Source organism: 'Nostoc azollae' 0708 (genome assembly GCF_000196515.1).
Lineage (GTDB): Bacteria > Cyanobacteriota > Cyanobacteriia > Cyanobacteriales > Nostocaceae > Trichormus_B > Trichormus_B azollae.
In genome coordinates, this window is sequence record NC_014248.1 from 4,414,695 (window position 1) to 4,432,423 (window position 17,729).

14 protein-coding genes and 3 pseudogenes are annotated in these 17,729 nt (G+C 38.1%); 9 read left to right on the forward strand and 8 right to left on the reverse strand.

Annotation, left to right across the window (positions count from 1 at the left end; all coding sequences use genetic code 11):
• The first annotated feature begins 113 nt into the window (after nucleotides 1–113).
• Nucleotides 114–1,461 (forward strand): annotated as a pseudogene (locus AAZO_RS20620) (1-acyl-sn-glycerol-3-phosphate acyltransferase).
• A gap of 279 nt (nucleotides 1,462–1,740) precedes the next feature.
• Here the strand turns inward: AAZO_RS20620 and AAZO_RS27510 are convergent.
• The 5 genes from AAZO_RS27510 to AAZO_RS20640 form a co-directional block, all read right to left on the reverse strand.
• Nucleotides 1,741–1,986 (reverse strand): ribonuclease T2 family protein, encoded by a 246-nt coding sequence (locus tag AAZO_RS27510; RefSeq protein ID WP_049790868.1) that lies wholly within the window; start codon nucleotides 1,984–1,986, stop codon nucleotides 1,741–1,743.
• 37 nt (nucleotides 1,987–2,023) lie between these two features.
• Nucleotides 2,024–2,362, reverse strand: a complete 339-nt coding sequence (locus AAZO_RS27515; RefSeq protein ID WP_049790869.1) for a hypothetical protein — start codon at nucleotides 2,360–2,362, stop codon at nucleotides 2,024–2,026.
• Nucleotides 2,363–2,693: 331 nt separating this feature from the next.
• Complete coding sequence (locus tag AAZO_RS20630) at nucleotides 2,694–3,119, reverse strand: hypothetical protein (protein WP_013192696.1); 426 nt, start codon at nucleotides 3,117–3,119, stop codon at nucleotides 2,694–2,696.
• A 258-nt stretch (nucleotides 3,120–3,377) separates the two neighbouring features.
• A complete protein-coding gene (locus AAZO_RS20635) occupies nucleotides 3,378–5,213 on the reverse strand; it encodes an APC family permease (protein ID WP_013192697.1) in 1,836 nt (611 codons plus the stop codon).
• Nucleotides 5,214–5,335: 122 nt separating this feature from the next.
• Nucleotides 5,336–5,530, reverse strand: coding sequence for a hypothetical protein (locus AAZO_RS20640; protein WP_013192698.1), 195 nt, complete (start codon nucleotides 5,528–5,530; stop codon nucleotides 5,336–5,338).
• 401 nt (nucleotides 5,531–5,931) lie between these two features.
• On the opposite strand from AAZO_RS20640, the gene AAZO_RS41725 reads away from it, so the two are divergent.
• The 3 genes from AAZO_RS41725 to AAZO_RS20650 all read left to right on the forward strand — a co-directional run bounded on the left by AAZO_RS41725 (nucleotide 5,932) and on the right by AAZO_RS20650 (nucleotide 6,813).
• Complete coding sequence (locus AAZO_RS41725) at nucleotides 5,932–6,060, forward strand: hypothetical protein (protein ID WP_266886486.1); 129 nt, start codon at nucleotides 5,932–5,934, stop codon at nucleotides 6,058–6,060.
• A gap of 45 nt (nucleotides 6,061–6,105) precedes the next feature.
• Complete coding sequence (locus AAZO_RS44140) at nucleotides 6,106–6,309, forward strand: winged helix-turn-helix domain-containing protein (RefSeq protein ID WP_144031345.1); 204 nt, start codon at nucleotides 6,106–6,108, stop codon at nucleotides 6,307–6,309.
• 120 nt (nucleotides 6,310–6,429) lie between these two features.
• Nucleotides 6,430–6,813: a transposase gene (locus AAZO_RS20650; RefSeq protein WP_144031346.1), complete on the forward strand. Its 384-nt coding sequence runs from the start codon at nucleotides 6,430–6,432 to the stop codon at nucleotides 6,811–6,813.
• 750 nt (nucleotides 6,814–7,563) lie between these two features.
• Here the strand turns inward: AAZO_RS20650 and AAZO_RS39625 are convergent.
• Nucleotides 7,564–7,776 (reverse strand): hypothetical protein, encoded by a 213-nt coding sequence (locus AAZO_RS39625; RefSeq protein ID WP_228371330.1) that lies wholly within the window; start codon nucleotides 7,774–7,776, stop codon nucleotides 7,564–7,566.
• A 340-nt stretch (nucleotides 7,777–8,116) separates the two neighbouring features.
• Nucleotides 8,117–8,389 carry a type II toxin-antitoxin system TacA family antitoxin gene (locus AAZO_RS20660; protein WP_013192701.1) on the reverse strand — a complete coding sequence of 91 codons (273 nt, stop codon included), beginning with the start codon at nucleotides 8,387–8,389 and terminating at the stop codon, nucleotides 8,117–8,119.
• Nucleotides 8,390–9,456: 1,067 nt separating this feature from the next.
• Between AAZO_RS20660 and AAZO_RS20665 the strand changes: the two are divergent.
• From AAZO_RS20665 to AAZO_RS20680, 5 genes and pseudogenes are all read left to right on the forward strand, one after another.
• A pseudogene (locus AAZO_RS20665) lies at nucleotides 9,457–10,566 on the forward strand (ISAs1 family transposase).
• A 442-nt stretch (nucleotides 10,567–11,008) separates the two neighbouring features.
• Complete coding sequence (locus tag AAZO_RS20670; protein WP_144031347.1) at nucleotides 11,009–11,224, forward strand: hypothetical protein; 216 nt, start codon at nucleotides 11,009–11,011, stop codon at nucleotides 11,222–11,224.
• Between the two features lie 12 nt (nucleotides 11,225–11,236).
• Complete coding sequence (locus AAZO_RS35745; RefSeq protein ID WP_187289537.1) at nucleotides 11,237–11,386, forward strand: hypothetical protein; 150 nt, start codon at nucleotides 11,237–11,239, stop codon at nucleotides 11,384–11,386.
• An 876-nt stretch (nucleotides 11,387–12,262) separates the two neighbouring features.
• On the forward strand, nucleotides 12,263–12,493 hold the full coding sequence (locus tag AAZO_RS35750; protein WP_187289671.1) for a transposase family protein: 231 nt from the start codon (nucleotides 12,263–12,265) through the stop codon (nucleotides 12,491–12,493).
• Nucleotides 12,494–12,889: 396 nt separating this feature from the next.
• A pseudogene (locus AAZO_RS20680) lies at nucleotides 12,890–14,803 on the forward strand (ATP-binding protein).
• Between the two features lie 71 nt (nucleotides 14,804–14,874).
• On the opposite strand, the gene AAZO_RS20685 reads toward AAZO_RS20680, so the two are convergent.
• Nucleotides 14,875–16,866, reverse strand: a complete 1,992-nt coding sequence (locus tag AAZO_RS20685; RefSeq protein ID WP_013192702.1) for a DNA polymerase III subunit gamma/tau — start codon at nucleotides 16,864–16,866, stop codon at nucleotides 14,875–14,877.
• Between the last annotated feature and the right edge of the window lie 863 nt (nucleotides 16,867–17,729).

A 17,729-nucleotide genomic window follows, 5' to 3' on the forward strand; every position in this document is an offset into this window, starting at 1 on the left:
AGGGCTACATCCCGCAATATTCTCATCCTTAAATCTCAACCATCTTATAGTTAATTAAGGAGAAAAGTATCTTGTCAGATTTAATCTAGTAAGCACAACCACCGCTAGAATTTATCCCTCCAGCATTTAACCGCTGACTATTAAGATTTGTACATCTCTTTTTACCAAACTGGATGACATGGAAAACTCCTATCAGTCAAATTTAAGCAGATAATATTGAAGTTCTAGCGGATCCATATCGTCAATTTCAGGAAGGTAAGATTCGGCTTTATGTTAGCGTTTCGACATCCTCAAGGCGCAGATCCCCTGTGTTTAGGTTATTTCTTTTCCCAACTTATACCGAAGGTAGCACAGGAGCAAAAAATAGACCTAAATGATCCAATTCATGTTCATTTTATTTATGACCGTGGTATTCCTCTATGGGCTGGTAAACATATTGGTTGGACTGCTTCTAATTTAAGTGGAACTCCTATCCAGCGGGTTAAGGCTGACTGGATGGGATTACGTTCAGCACGAGATTTGTATATTAATGGAAAATTTCCAATGGCTACTGCACCTTCAGGTGCCACTAATAGTTTATGAGAAATTGTCAGTCCATTAGAACCTGGTATTGCACAAATGGGTTTTTGGTGTGCAGAAGATTTGCAAAAAGCAGGTAGGGATGAAGAGGACTTCATTGTCCCCGTGGGGCTGAAATATAGTTATATTAATGAACCTTGGGCTCCGTTGGCTAATTTGTTAAGTGAATTATAAACGGCTAGTAATTGTTCTGTAGACTCAGATAATAATGCAACTTCCTTTGAAGTTCTTCATCCCAAAATTTTGAGTTTATCATAACATATGTTATCCTTAATCGAGCAGTATTACACCAAGTTTTATCATCAAATATTGCCTACTCCAAAAACTATTGGCGTAGAGATTATAGATATAAATACAGCCTTAAATTATCGATTATAAGCTGTAATAAATGTAGCCTATTTATTGCCGAACAAAACTTTAATTTAGCATCTAGAGGAAATTGGAATGATAGATGTAGACGAGTATAACAAGCTGATTAGAATTATATATTTAGAGAGTACTTTAAGGATATTAAATCATTAATACCAACTGGAAAAAGCTTAGGCGGGCGCATTGCCAAATGCGGAAGAAGCATATTATCGGATGTGGCACATGAGGTTAGTAGAAAGTTTTGTGGCTGTTTCTGGTATTTACATCCGTGAAAAACCAACAGTAGAAAGATTTGCTGAAACTACCTTACTCTTATGGGATATAGTCAATAAAATTAAAGGTAATAATCCTTTAAAACGTCCCCAATTGGGTAAGCAAAAAGTGCAGATTACTGTCGGTACACCAATATCTGTTTCAGAACGCTATCCAGCTTATAAAGGTAGTCGCGTTAGTGCCAGACAAGCAGTAGCTGAATTGACAAATGATTTGCGTACAAGTCTTAATTTGCCTTAGAGATTAACACGAAGTACACAAAATTGTTAATTGAGTAATCGGTAAGGTGGGTCTTACCCACCTAATTAGTTTAGCAATATTGTTCTACAATTCACTCACACGACCTACACCAACAGCATCAACTACTACCTGATCACAAGAAATTCTACCACTGGGAATCAACAAATCTGCTAATTTTTTCCCAGGAAGAGGAAGCTTGATTTTAATGCGAATTTCTGTGGCAATGTCGTTGCTAAATTTGAGGTTAAGACTGGTAGACGTTCCAGTACTAAAGGTTCTTTAAAATGCTTTTTTAGCTTCAAATAAAGTAATTGTTTCACCAATATTTTGAGCAAATAAATCCCTCACATCTGAAGCATTAACGTCTTTGACTAGATCAATGGCTATATCATAATAAGCATCTGCATCTCTGCCGTTACAAGTTCCATGTTTAGTCCATTCATGACGCTCAAGATTAGATTTTACACCGGGCATGATTTTAGTTAATTCACTGTTTATCTCTGGATCAATATCTACTATAGGCAAAGCTTTCCAATTTCCTATTTCGTCTTTGTTGATATCATCAGATGGGACACCTAGGAAAATTTATCACGCCATAAACCCTGTAAGATAAATTATTGGCATCATAGCTATTTTCAGTTTGATCAATACATTCTTTCTTGGTTGGATGGGTTTCACAAAAAGCTGACTGCCAAGAGAGTGGCAATAAATATTTTCCAGCACAGCCTTTAGTTAGACAACCTGGAGCAGTTACAGGTTGATTCCTAGTATTAGTGTTATTGCTGGTTGCATTATAAGTGATGTCTGCACTGGCTAAACTCAATTGACCACAGTTTTTATTAACCCATTTATTACGCCCTTCGACTTTAATAGATACATAATCTCCGTCTTTAATATTCAAACCAAAGGCTTAGTAAATCTGTTCTGATGGAAGTGATACAGGCTCATTTTTAGTTCTGCTGCTCGTGTAACCTTCGCAGCCATTAGAGGTGAAATTCCCTGTCATGGGATAGTCAGCATAGGTTGCTTGCTGGCCAAGAAGCAGAAAAAAGAGTAAAAACGCTATGATAAATCGCATACAATACTTATATGTGTAGAATAATACTGTATTAATCTACTATGCTTGTATTCTCTTTAGTGGTAGTGTTAACTCAATTTTATCTTTTATATAGGAATCCAATTTGATTTCTGATAGCTTGCGTGGCGTAGCCACGCAAGCTATCAGCAACGTCTTAAAACACATTTATCTGACCATCATTGAGAATATAAAGAGAGCGATCACCTGGAAATTTATTACTAGGTCGCAGTTCTAAACGCAGTGTACCAAAATTAGGTTTAGAAACATTAGCTTGTAAAGACCTGCCTGTATCATCCCAAAACAGGAGAGACAAATTTGGTTCTGTAGCGCTTTGTTGATCTAAAATATATTTCTTTCCTGGTTCTACAGAAATACGGCGCATTTCTGGTAATTCCTCCAGTTTCAATACTCTAGGTGTACGGTTTACAATCTGCACACGAATATATTGCCCAGGTTTAAACTGAAGTGGACGCGCACCACAATGAGAAGCACAGGTTTCGGCTAATGTGACAGGAGAATTATTAGTTGGTGTTAACAATAAAGCAGTAGTAATTAATGTTGCTGAAATTAACTTGAACATAAGACACTCCTCAAATAATTAGGCAAATTAGATTTTTGTGATTTATCTAATAACTAACAACTGAGGTAAGAATTCAGGAGTTAGGATTCAGGAGTCAGAATATTTGAGAAATTTGTTAATTATCAAATAGGTATTTTTGACGTTAGCCTGAAAAAGCTCACTGCTGATGGCTGTTCGCGTAGGGTCCCGTTACGCATTAGCTGAATACTTACCAACGGAGAGTAAGGATTTAGAAATCCTAAACCCCTAAAACTGACTTTACAAATAAAATCTGACAGTGGTTATAACTCGACTTTTCTTAGCTTTTAAAGCATTCTTTAAAAATAAAGTCGTTTGGTTATGTAGAATCCCATCCCACCAATTGCGTGTTACAAAAGCTGGAATGATGATAGTTGTGAAAACATCTGGATGATGCTCTTCAAATTGGCTAACAAAATTAACAATTGGTTCAATTACAGAACGATAAGGAGAGCCAATAATTTCCAAAGGAATATCTGATTCGAGATGTCGCCATTTTTTTTGCAGTTTTTCTCGGTCTGTTGTACCCATATCTACGTGAACGGCTACAATTTCGTCCGCAATTGTCCGTGCATAATCTAAAGCTTCTACTGTTCCTCTGTTCAGTTGTCCGACTACAACGACAGCAGGATGAGTGATAAATTCAGGTTTCGGTCTAGGGATGTAACTTCGTGGTGCTATCCCCTGAATACTGAGACGTTGTGCTACATATTGATAGTGACGATGAATAAGGGCAAAAAGACTTACTAACAAAGGAATTGCTACTACTACTAACCAAGCACCTAATAAAAGCTTAGTATAAATAATTACTATTAATACCACAAAGGTGGTGATCGCCCCCAAAGCATTCATCAGCGCACTTGCATGCCAACTCCCAGTTTGTTCATTAAACCAGTGGCGTACCATTCCTGCTTGGGAAAGTGTAAAGGAAGTAAATACACCAACTGCATAGAGAGGAATAACTGCGTTAACTTGTCCTTTAAAGATAATTACTAAAATCCCCGCACAGACACTGAGGAGAACAATACCATTAGAGTAAACCAAGCGATCGCCCAATAGAGACAACTGGCGTGGTAAAAATCCATCTCGTGCCAAGAAGTAACAAAGCCTAGGGAAATCTCCATAGCTAGTATTAGCAGCTAACAGCAAAACCAACAAAGTCACAATTTGCACAAAATAGTAAAATGGCCCAGTCCCTAAAATTACTCTACCCAACAGAGAAACCACCGTTTGTCCCTCTTCGGGAACAATATGATAAGTGTTTGCTAAGTAACTGATACCCACAAACATCAGTCCCAAAATTACTCCCAAATATAACAAAGTTAGGCGAGCATTTTTCCATTCTGGAGGTTTAAAAGCTAACACCCCATCAGATATTGCTTCTACTCCCGTCAGTGCTGTACATCCAGCAGAAAAGGCTCGTAAAATGAGAAACAAACTCAATCCTTCAGTAACAGGAAGAGAGGGATATTCTGTAATAACTTGCCCAGTGCTATTTTTAAACAAACCAATGGCAATCAACAAGAAAATACTACCAATAAAGGCATAAGTAGGAATCATGAAGATTTGACCTGATTCCTTCACACCCCTGAGATTTGCCAGCATTAACAAAAAGATGAAAATCAAACACAGAAGAACTCCATGAGATTGCAATACAGGAATCGCTGATATCAAAGCTGCTGTACCCGCAGATATACTGACAGTTACAGTCAAAATATAGTCAATCATCAACGAACCACCAGCCACCAAACCTGGATACAAACCCAGATTTTCTCTAGCGACAATGTAAGAACCACCACCTTGAGGATAAGCGCGAATGGTTTGACGATAAGACAGCACAACTATTCCCAGTAGGAAAATAATTGCTATAGCGATCGGTAGAGACAAACCAAGCGCACTGGTCCCTGCTGCTACTAAAACCAGCAAAATCTCCTCAGTTGCATATGCAACTGAGGAAAGAGCATCAGAAGAAAGAACCGCTAAAGCAGCAGCATTACTCAATCGCTCTTCACTATGGGCGCTAGTTGGTAAGGATTTACCAAGGAAAAATTTCTTAATCTGAGGGTATAAGGACATAAAAAATCCACCTGACAAATGTTTTTATCCTACTTAAGTTAAAGATTAAATCAAAACCAGAGCTATGGAATATATTGACACTCTCAAGTTTAATTAGGCCCTGCTGATAGCGTAGCGTGCCATTAATCCCCAATCACTTTCCCAGATTTGAGACTATTCTTACCTCCTTCTAATTCTCCCTCCTGACTCCTGGTTAAAAGCTGTTGAATGGTGGCAGCCAATTGCTTGAGCATCACTGTTGGGAGCAACGCAGCTTTGTCAGGTGGCGCAAAAAGTCTGCGATCACTAAACCCAAAACAGGCATCGATAAAAATCATTTACCGTACAATTAATATATTACACCTCTATAGATAGATTAAATGAAATTACTTAAATAAATTTCTCATATGAGATGAGTTGAGACACACTGCTATTGCGGTCAAAAAAAAGGTAGGATTTCTAAAGAAAAGACAGGGAAAGCTTACCATTAATGACAAAAAATATATATTCAAGTCTTGAATTAAGCAAATGTTTGAAAAATTTTCAAGAGCAAGTTACGAAGCTTTTATACCAAGTCTAAATGAGTGTAGATAGAACTGTAGAATAAAGAACATGGAAGATAAAGAGTCATGAGGAAGCAATGGCACGCCCTTCCAATCTAGAAGTTCAAGAAAGTGCTGAGTATTTGTCAAAAAGCCTGAAAAATACGCGGACAGCATTAGACAAATAACGTTTATAAATGCTGTGGTGGATAAAAATAGAACAAGTAACCCAGCATCAAGAAGTGAGCCGAAGATTGGGCAGAGATGGGTCAACAATAACAGGATGGTTACAAAGGTATGGAAAAGGAGGACTATCTTCTCTTTGAGAGGTAAAAACTGCGCCTGGGGCAACTCCTTTAATACAAGGTGAAATGCTATCACAACTAATATCAAAGTTAGAATCCCCCCAAGGGTTTAGCAGTTATAGGCAAATTGTGGAATGGCTAGAGCAAGAATGGCACGTCCAAGTCAAATACAAGACAGTTTACAGTTTAGTGCCCTACAAACTAGGGGCAAAGTTGAAAGTACCTCGACCCATCAGCTCATCACAAGATGAGCAAGCTATAAACCTTTAAAAAAAAACATCCCCCTTGCCTTGGTAGCTTTAGAGAAACTATTGGGTGGGGGAAAACGACTGAGTTACCTGTGCCAGGACGAAACCAGATTAGGTTTGAAGACCGAAACTGGAGGAGTGAGTGATTACGGCTCGTGGTGTTAAACCTGTAGTGAGGGTGCAGTGGCCACGAAAAGCATTTTGGCTTTATGGAGTTGTTGAACCCACCTCTGGATGGCATTTTTGTCAGGAATATCCTCATCTAAACAGTGAGAATTTTCAGAAATTCTTGGATGTCCTATCTCAAGAATTAGGTTCTGATATGGCATTAATGCAGATGGATCAAGCTTCTGCACACCAAGCTTTGGCACTGTCTTGCCCTAAAAATATTATTCCCATTTTTCAACCATCTCACTCTCCTCAACTTAACCCCATGGAGCGATTATGGCAGTTTATTAAACGTCAGTTCAAAGGTAAAAGTTTATCACATCTCGACCAATGCGTCAAGGAGTTCAACATGAATTAGCTCAATTATCTTCTGAGGTCATCTCCTCTTTGACCAGTTATGATTTCATCCTTGAAGCTCTGTTTCACCAAGCTTTATTCTGTGCAGCCTCATAGAGAATTCGTATTAGAAAGTAATAACATTCCCGAATGTAATGGACAAACTTTTAAGGCCCATGAAGAAAAGATTAGAGAAGCTGCATTAATATGGATGAATGTATTGCTTCAGCAGTAGGAGAGCATTCTAAAACTATGGTTCAATAAAGAAATTATTTTTTACATGCCTATAATGAAAGGAAACAGTAAATTGCGGAAATTATGTTACATTTTCGTTGTCAATGGGTAGCTGGAAGTTGGCATAATTTCTGTAATTCCATTTTTACCTCTTATATCCATCTTTAAACTGTCTAATATTTTATACCTAGAACTCCCATTTAACAGAATTTTCTGTGCTAATCAATACCTGCTTATTTTCTTACTAACGTAAGCAGCTAACTCCTCTGATGATTGCCTATCATTTTTTCAAAACTCTGGGGAATCAAATTTTTCACCATAGATACTTAGTAGAAATTTAATAAGTAATTCAGCTTCAATTGAATTGTTAATTCGGGCAATTTTAGCCACTGGTGCAACTCCTGAAGATATTGGCCAGCTTATTACTGGTGTGAAGTAAAAGAAATCATGACAATGTATTAAGTTGTGTTCCTTAACTCAAGGTACAGGATTGGCGATCACTAACCTAGCAGCTAATTGACTGGTAACACTAGGAAGACTAGATGCCCAAATTTTGAACAAGCTCTTCAACTGATTGCATAGGAATATAGAGTTTCATCGGACTTTGCTTAAATTGCTGAAAGCTGTACTTTATAAAGCCGTACTTTATATAGAAATTTACAACCTGCTCATCTAAAGCTTCGGCTATCACAGCTAAAGAAGCAACCTGTGTAGAGGCATTGATCGCCCTTTTCAGCGTATCCAACAACATTAGCTCACCTTTGTCTATTATCAACGGGAAGGCAACCTAATAGCATAGCTGGTAGATAAGGATAACGAGGCAATCGTTTTGCAAAAGCCTCATCCAGAACTGTAATATCAATAGTATATGGAGAAGTATATGGAGAGAGCGTGTAGTAAGCTAAAACACGAGAATCAGGCTCATCAATCAAAACAAACACAGTTGAAACTCTTTTTTTGATATGCTGAGATACTTGTTTACATAGATAATTATCTAAACTATCTTCCCCACAGCAAAATTCAGTGCGGATATGCCTACGAGTATCTAGAGGCTAGATCTTAAGAACCATTACACCGACATTACTTGCTTATTATAGTAGTGTAGCAGCCTTCAGGGCATCATTCAGCTTGGGAGGATTGGTTAGAGCATCAACAAAAGCTTCAGCATCTTTAATACTTAGCTTGAGAGTTTGGTGTCGTTCGATGACTCGCAAAGCCTCTGATTGAACACTGGCAATCACAAAATCAGTTAGGGTGCGTCTTTCTAGATCGGCTGCTTTCTGGAACAGAGCTTTAGTTTCTGAACTAATACGACCTTCAAGTCTCGCTATCAGTTTTGGATTAGGTCCAATATTTATATCCATTAATTAGTTTTAGATCAAGTCTTAAATACAATTATATACGGCAAATTGCCGTGCGTCAAACCTTGCCATTGCCGAAAGTGAGAGACTAACTAAAGCTACAAGATGAGCGATTAATTATTTATTGAATCGAAAAACAGGAGAAGGAATCGCCGTATTTTTTGTATTCCTAAAGACTTGATTTCCTGTAGATTTATGTGATAACCTACATTTACATATAAACTACTTCTACTCGATAAATTTATCTTATCTTAACAGTATAATTATAAGCGCACTCTGCATAATTCTAGTTTTTAGTAAGCGGGAATCTGCTTGTATATCCCTTTCAACTAACATTCCTATGGCTTATGTTTATTAATTTGCTTTTATGTAAAGAGGAGATAAAAAATGAGTCACATAAAAAAAGTCAGTGATGATTTGAGTGTTGCTAAGCAAATTTATTCGGAAGAATTAAAGGAATTAGCATCTAAATCCTAAAGAAGCAAATCAACAGTTAACAACAGAGGCAATTCTAGAGATTCATAATTTACCTAAGCCAATTTTAATTCACTGTGCTGGTGGTGCAAGAGCCGGAGGAATATCCTTGATTGCTGATGCGATTAAAGCTGGTTTGACTTATGAAGAAATCGTCCAGAAAGCAAATGTAGTAGGTTAGGTATTGATTGAGAGCAACCTCACCTCGAACAATTCTTGTTAGAAAAGTTTGCCGCTAGACAAAGCTAATTTTTCAAAGTTGCCTAATGAGAATAAGCTGTTGGACATTTACAGGACTTACGCAAGAACTCTCTGAAACCCTTTTTCTTTCGTGTCCTATCCCGAAGGGATGCTACGCGTTAGCGGAGCTTTCGCTTTAGCAATACGCGGTTCATTTTTCCGTTACCTTTGCGTAAACCCTAATTTAATTTAAGTAGGTGGGTGGAAAAATTTATAACTATGTCATGGCGAATGCAGCAAAGCGGAATCAAGCCATCGGAAGGGCAGGGCGAACGCAGCTGATGATATGGAGGTTGACCAATGAGGCTCTGATGGTAAAGTCATTGTAAAAGTAGAAGAAGAAAGTCCCAAAAAGTGTGAAGCTCAAGCCCACAATCACGATTACTGACCACATTGCACAGATGGAAGATCCAAGAGTAGAGGGGAGGAAACGACACAAGTTAATTGACATTCTTACCATTGGAATTTGTGCAGTAATTTGTGGAGCAGATAGTTGGGTGGCAATTGAACTGTATGGCTGCACAAAATATGAGTGGTTAAAAACCTTTTTAGAACTAGGAAATGGGCTTCGGTCCCAGGACACATTTGGAAGGGTATTTGCACAATTGAATCCGCAACAATTTCAAAATTGTTTTTTGAACTGGATGAAATCAGTACATAAGATAAGGGATGGTGAAGTTGTGGCAATTGACGAAAAAACTTTGTGTAGTTCTCATGGTAAAAATAGTGACTAGAGTGCAATCCAAATGGTAAGTGCATGGGCAACTACAAATAAATTAGTGTTGGGACAGGTGAAGGTGCATGAGAAATCAAATGAAATTACAGCAATTCCCGAATTATTAAAGGTTTTAGAATTAGCTGGATGTATTGTCAGGATTGATGCCATCGGGTGTCACAAAGACATAGTAAAGTTAATTACGCAAGAAAATGCAGATTATGTAATTACTTTAAAAAAGAACCAAGGTAATCTGTATGAGTCAGTAGAACAGCTATTTAAGTCAGGGATAAGTACAGGTTTTCAAGAGCTTCAACATAGCACATATAAACCCGAAGAAACAGGGCATGGTCTTCATGAAATCCGCAATTATGTGATGTTACCTGGAATTGGGTTTCAGCTTGACCCTGATTCAGTTTGGTCAAATCTAAAAAGTGTTGGGATGGTAGAACCTATCGGATAAGTGGATGATAAAACAACAGTAGAGACTCGTTATTTTATTAGTAGTCTTGACTCAAATGGAGAACAATTGGCTAATTCTGTCCGCAGCCATTGGGCAATAGAAAATTCATTGCATTGGGTATTAGATGTAGCTTTAAAACAAGATGACTGCCGGATTAGGAAAGATAATGCTCCACAAAACTTTGCAGTAATGCGCCAGATAGCAGTCAATCTTTTGGGTAAAGAGAACCCCGTGAAGCGGGGGATAAAAAATAAACAGTTTTTGGCAGAAATGGATAATAACTCTTGAGAAAGAGTTTTAGCTTTAGCCTCAACTAACTTGTCAACAATTTACTTAATATTTTCTTCTACTTATTTTTACAGATAAGTTTACTTATTTATGGATAAATAGTTAGCTCATTTATCCTTAGCTAAGAGTTATTCAATTGGAGATAAGCTAATTCATCGCTTAATAAAAAAGTGATTGATTTTGTTTATATATCCATCAAGCTTTGCACTTATATATATAGATGATTTTAAAATCCTCATTAGTTTTTACTAGGAAATAAGGTGCGTTTCCCCTGATCGGAAGGGTTTCAAGTAATTTACATTTTGTTACATAGTTATATTTATTTCTGTCTACCTACTTACACAAATAGGGTGGGTATCTTGCCCGCCTCACAAGATTTTTTTTAATTAGCAACACCAACTTTTAAAATTAATGTCGGAGTAAGGATTCAGGTGGTGGGGTAGTGACAAGTGTGATAGGTGAGGCAGAATATAGCAGTTATGGAAAAGAAGCTGCCACACTAGACAGAGAGATATTGAAGCAGTTGGCAATAGAGGAACTGGTAGAAATCATTATTGACCAGGGGAAAAGTATAGAGAACCTAACAAATAGAGTAGTAGAACTGGAAAAAGAAATAGAGAAACTCAAAGTCAGTAGAGATTTAGAGACCATAACATGATCCAAACCACCCTTGGGAGACATCCTCAAAAAAAGCGAGAATAAACAAGAAGAGAAACAAGAAGAGAACCAGACACGAAAACGGAAACCAGGAGGACAACCAGGGCATAGGGGAAAAAGGAGAAAGGTGTTTGGTGGAGTAGATAGAATAGATTTGAGATAGTGGGACGGCAAGTATGTGGATGGTGAGGTCAGGGGGAACTGTTTGGTGAACCAATAAAAATCCAAACACAACAAGTAGGGGAGTTGGTGGACAGGCCAATCCAAATAGTAGAATATCAAAGATATACGTGCATTTGCAGTAGACCTATCTTTAAAAGAAATTTTGTGGGAAAATAAACAGAAAAAATATAACTGTGTATATCAATAATGACAAGTCCCCTAGAAAGAATAGAATTATACCCCCAGGAATCAAAAAGATTAATTCAGATTAAGTATGAAGACTTTATCACATGAGTAGCATTAGCAGAAAAAAGGCATCTAGAGAAACAAGCATAAATTGAAAAAAGAAAAATTAGGTTAATAGCGTCTGGAGGAGGACTTAAAGTAGAAATGACCCTAAAGGAGGGAATATGTCTATCCCTAGTAGACCTCAGACAGAAGCCAAAATTTGAAATTTCAGGACTATTGTTTGATCTATGGGGGACAAAAGCAAATAACACATTTAATGATTGCGTAGAAATTCTGAGGGAAATTTTATCTGTCTCCCAAATATAAGATGCAAAAAAAGATGAGCAAAAATATCAAGAATTACGGGAAGGACTGAGTGAGTATAAATAAATGATAGATCGTGCAGAAAGATCTATAGAAAGACCAGGTGACTGACTATCAGGAGCAGAAAGAATACTATTCAGGCAAGAAGAAAATACACACTCTAAAAAATCCATTTAGAGTATTGCCACGAGGTGAAGATATAGTTGATATTTTTATTGGATAATTAGGTAAAATAAGCGATATTACACTATTTAGAAATAATCGCCAAAACCTAGATGCCAAACAAGGATTTTTGGGAGACAAACCTTATATAGGAGAATAATTTATTACCACAGCTTATAAGAAGCCCAAAAAAGCTGAATTTTCACAGGTCCAAAAAGAAGAAAATAAAAAAATATCATCAAGAAGAATTGGTGTTGAACATCTCATAACTTTTCGAGTGGCTAGTAATAGATTTCCTTTAGCTCGACATGGTTATAATCCGGTGATAATAGGAGTATGTGGATTAGTTAGTTTAGATCTAAATTATTCATTTATACTCAGTCATGATATTTGAATTATCAGCCTTTAGATTATCTTTTTTAGAAAGCTATATTTCTCAAAACTTTTAATAATTTTGATATTTTCATCCCCAAACCCTTATTTTTGCCTTCAGCCATAATCAGTGTTTCATCCCAGTTATAGTTCGTGTAAACCTTTCACAGTAAGTTTTTTATCTTTTGTAGACAAGTCTATTGCATATAACAGGGAACAGGGGGGATGAGGGATACGAAAGAGAAATAAAGGCTCTTTATTATTCACTTCTGACTATTTAACTCTGCTGTGATGTAGTAGGAATTATGTCCTGAGATAGTTGAAATTATTACTGTGTACAACTAATATTAAGCCATAAGTAGAACAGCAATAAGTCAGAATCCAAGTGTTAGCGTGTTTAGAGAAGGATTTATTATCAATAATTCAGCAACAAAGCAATGATTTCATCCACATCAATGCCAGAAAAACTGATGTCTTCGATATTTTTGACTTAAGATATTACATTGGTCCAAATCCTTATTTAGATAGAGGTGCCTTAGTTTTTAATTTTGCTTTGACTGGATATGGAGAAGTATTAAAGATTTAGGAATATCTTGAGCACATTAGTAAACAGTATTCTCACTTAGACAAGCAAACATATAATTCCTATGGTGATTTGTTTGCTCGTGTTATCTCCGAAGTGGGAAAATTAGACATGGGTTTGCACATCAATCACTGGAGTATCAAGCCTGATCAGTATTATGTAAAAATCAGCATCCAAGCACTACATGAACTGACCAGTAGAGCAGTAGTTTATTTTGTTTGGGATTGGTGGGAAACTATTCCTAAAGGTGAGGATTTCCTCTTTGAAGAAGGGTTGATCAAACTGCAAAATAGATTTCGTTTATCTGCTTATGGTGGACCCACGGTTTACGCTTTATTGCGAACAGCTTATAACCAAGTTATTCCCGCTTTCTATTTATGGGAAGAGGGATTGATGCAATATGGTTTTGGGAGAAAATTGGTGCGGGGAGTCGCAACTACTTTTGATGGTTATAGTCATATAGATTCCGAATTTACCACTCGCAAGGATGACTGTAAAGGATTTTTACACAATTTTAGTTTCCCTATTCCAGAGGGTGAAATTGTATTTTCTGAACAAGAAGCTGTGGAGGTAGCGAGAGTTATTGGCTACCCGGTTACTGTTAAGCCTGTGGTGGGTCATAAAGGAATTGGTGTTACACCACCTGATGTGCATAATGCTAGAGAGTTAACATCGGCTTATAATAGAGCGTTGATGGCGATTCCTGAAGAACAACCAACGCGAATTATCGTGGAGAAAAGTATCCGGGGAAAAGATTTCCGTTTATTGTGTGTTAATGGTAGATTCATTGCTGCTACAGAACGCTGTCCTGCATCAGTTACTGGTCATGGTCATGCAACTATTAAAGAACTAATTAGACGGGAAAATCGTAAACCGGAACGCTGGGATACACCGACTTCACCCATGGGTAAGATTGAGATTGATGAGGCGTTAGAACGGTATATAGATGAACAGGGTTTGATGTTGGATAGTATTGTCGAGAGCGCTCGCACTGTTTATTTGCGTAAAGTAGCTAATCTGTCAGCGGGTAGAGTCAGTATTGATGCCACAACAATAATTCACCATGATAATATCATCTTGGCGCAAGATATATCCCAATATTTTCGCCTCACTTGTTTGGTGATTGATGTCATTGCTGAAGATATTTCCAAATCTTGGAAAGCTGGTAACTTTGCTATTTTACAAATTAATTCTGCACCAGGAATTTTAATGCATCTTAACCCAGCAGTGGGTGGAAGTGTTGATGTTCCTGCTCATATTTTGTCAACCTTTTTTGAATCTGCTAGAGATTCCAGAATTCCCATTATTACTTTTAATCACATTTCTGTCAGTGAATTACAAGCAACTATTGATCACATTCTTTCACAACATCGTGAATCGACAATTGGTGCTGTTTGTCGTGAGGAAATTTTTGTTAATCGTTCGGAAAAGCTATTGACAAGGGATTATAACAGCAATATCCAAATCTTGTTGCGTAATCCCAAACTTGATTTACTCATTGCTGAATACCCAGAAGATATCCTGGAAGAAGATGGACTATTTTACAAAGGAAGTAATATTTTTGTTTTGGATAATCCCAGTGAAATAGAAATGATGTTAGTCAGGGATATTTTGGATGATTCAATTGTGGTGATTAATAAAGAACAGGATATTTCTATTCGCCGTCAAGGATTAATTGAAGATTATGCTTTGGGTGCTGATGAACCATTCACAAGGGTTTATTTGAAGGAGATTAGCTCGATTTTGTAACTGAAAATAAAAGTATACATTTCAATACTGCTCGGTTAAACGGGAAAGGGGGAAACAAAAACCTTTACCCTTTAATCATAATCATAGTCTGATTCATATATTTCTACATCTGGTGAAACTGTGGCATCAGTGAAATCCATAGCATCATCTGTGAGACGGATGATTTCCCCAGAGAAAAAATTTGCTAAACTTTTAGCCGCTTTTGCCACTTCATCATTATCCCAAGTTGACATAGGTGCTTGTGATATAGGTGCTTGGGTTAGTGGAGGTGGAAGGGTTTGTACTGGGGCTGAGTTCGTGACTACAGGCTCATTTCTGGTTGGTGGTGCTTGGATTGGTTGTCGTACAGGTGCTGGCGTTGGTTGTGGTGTTGCTTGTGGCTGGTTATAGCTGGGTATTGTTGGTGGTTGTTGAACACGATTAGAATCTCGTTGAGGAGGATTTCTTGCGGCTGAAGTGGAAGTTGATGAAGTTGCTTTTTCTAGATTGACTTGGATATGACGCTGAAAAGTCTGCTGAAAAGCAGTTGTAATGATAGGCAAATCCGATTTACCCTTTTCATACCATGCTTGTTTAATAGCAATACGAGCTAAAGCGCCATTAAAGTCCAACAGATTACTCATTTGACGTAACATTTCTCGCCTGGAGGGTGGTTGGAGGTTCGCAAGTACCTGTTGCCAAATCTGAGTTAAATCATACTGTGATTCTGTAACAACTTCCTGTGCGGGTGCTGTAGGATTTGTTACAGCAGGTGGGGGTGGAGTGTATACAGGTTCTGGTGCAGGTGAAGATACTGTTTGAGGTGCTGAATTGTGATTTTTTTGGGTATAAGCTGGTGTGGGTGAAGATATTTGAGAATTATGATTTGTCTGGGTATAAGCTGGTGGTGGTGAAAATGCTGCTGGGTAAGAAGGTGGAGATACAGCAGGTGTATTCAAGACTTGCGAGACGCTGAGTGCTTGTGGCTGAATATTTGCACTAGGTAACAGGCCGAGTAATGTGACTTCTAACCACAATCGAGGCTGGGTGGTGTTTTTTAGTTGGACTTCTGCTGTTCTTAAATGTTGCTGTCCGCGCAAAATTGTAGTTATGTCTAACTTGTGGGCAAAGTTAATTAGTGTTGTCCAGGTTTGTTGAGTACAAGCAACTAAGTCTTGACGATTTGGGGCAGTTTTAGCAATGAGTAAGTCTCGGTAGAAGGCGGCAACATTTTGTAGAATGGTAAGGGGTTCTCTGCCTCGATCTAGGATTTGTCGGGTAGAATCTAATACGATTTCGGCATTATCTTGAGTGATCGCATCTAATAAAGCTAACAAATCCTTTTCACTTACTGAACCCACTAGGTCCCAAACTTGATCTGGTATGACTTCTCCAGGGAACAAAGCTAGTTGATCCAGTAAACTTTCCGCATCTCGCAAGCCTCCCTGAGACATTTGTGCTACTAACGTGACCGCATCAAGGCAAATATTAATGTTTTCTTTTGAGGCGATCGCACCTAAATGCTTTACCATCGCTTCTAGGTGAATGCGTCTAAAGTCAAACCTTTGACAGCGGGAAATAATTGTTGGTAATACTCGCTGTGGGTCAGTTGTGGCTAGGACAAAAACAACGTACTTCGGTGGTTCTTCTAATGTTTTTAGTAACGCATTGAATGCTGCGGTACTGAGCATATGACATTCATCAATCACATAAACTTTGTACCGACACTGTACAGGAGCAAACTGTGCCTTTTCAATCAATTCGCGGATATTATCGACACCAGTATTACTAGCCGCGTCGATTTCAATTACATCCAGGGAATAACCTTTAGTAATACCTTGACAAATATCACAAACTCCACAAGGTATGGGGGTTGGCTTGTCACTTTTAAGACAATTTAATGATTTAGCTAAAATCCGGGCGCTAGAGGTTTTCCCCGTGCCTCTGGGTCCAGTAAACAAATAGGCAGGGGCAATTTTTGCCGAACTAATGGCATTAGTCAGGGTAGTAGTGATCGCCTCTTGTCCCACCAGTTCAGCAAAACTCTTGGGGCGATACTTGTGGTGCAGGGGTTCGTAAGACATGGAGAGCGTAATTACTAGCTAAAAACAAGGACACTTTCCGAATCAGTTTAATATCTTTCGCGTTTCAATACCCTGGTAATTGCTATAACCATCAAAAATTACACCTAATATCATGTCTGTTTAATTATCATATATTTTATCGTACTCCCCATCTTCCCCAAACAGTGATTGCCTACGGCAGTGCGCGGGAGCCCAATCGCCCTTACTAGACTCCTGCGATTCGTACGGAACCCTTGCGCTATCGCTCTTCCTACACTCACTACATCCCCCAAATAGCGATACCTTCGGTCAGCTGAGTGCAAGGCATACGTTCCGCGAATGCTAACGCACCTCCCCATATTCTCAAAAAGCGATACCTACGGTTAGCTACCGCTAACGCTAACGCGCTGCCTGCATTTCCCAAAGGGAAGTGACAAGTCAGCGCAATCGCTGTGTATGCCAAGACCAAGAGCCAACGATACTGAACAAGACAAAATAGGTCGATTTGAGCGGATTAAAAATTGGGCGGATTAAAAAGGCGATTACAGCTTTAGAAAAACAACAAGCTATGATATCAAGTCAAGGCAGGGGGCTTACCAAGTCCGTCAAAATTTAAAGAAATCTTGGTACTACAAGTTACAAGTTCCGACTCCATGTTTACCATGCGCGACATCGTCACAATTGAGTAAATACATGCATTTAGGCAAAGCTGGTACTCAAGAACATAATATTCACTGTAAATATTTATTAGGTAAGGTTTAAATTACGTAAAGAATATATGCGCTATGTACAGAATTATAAAATGTCAATATTATAAAATGTCAATTATTCAAATAGTATAGATATACACATATCAAACTAGCGGATCTGGGAAGGGCTACAAA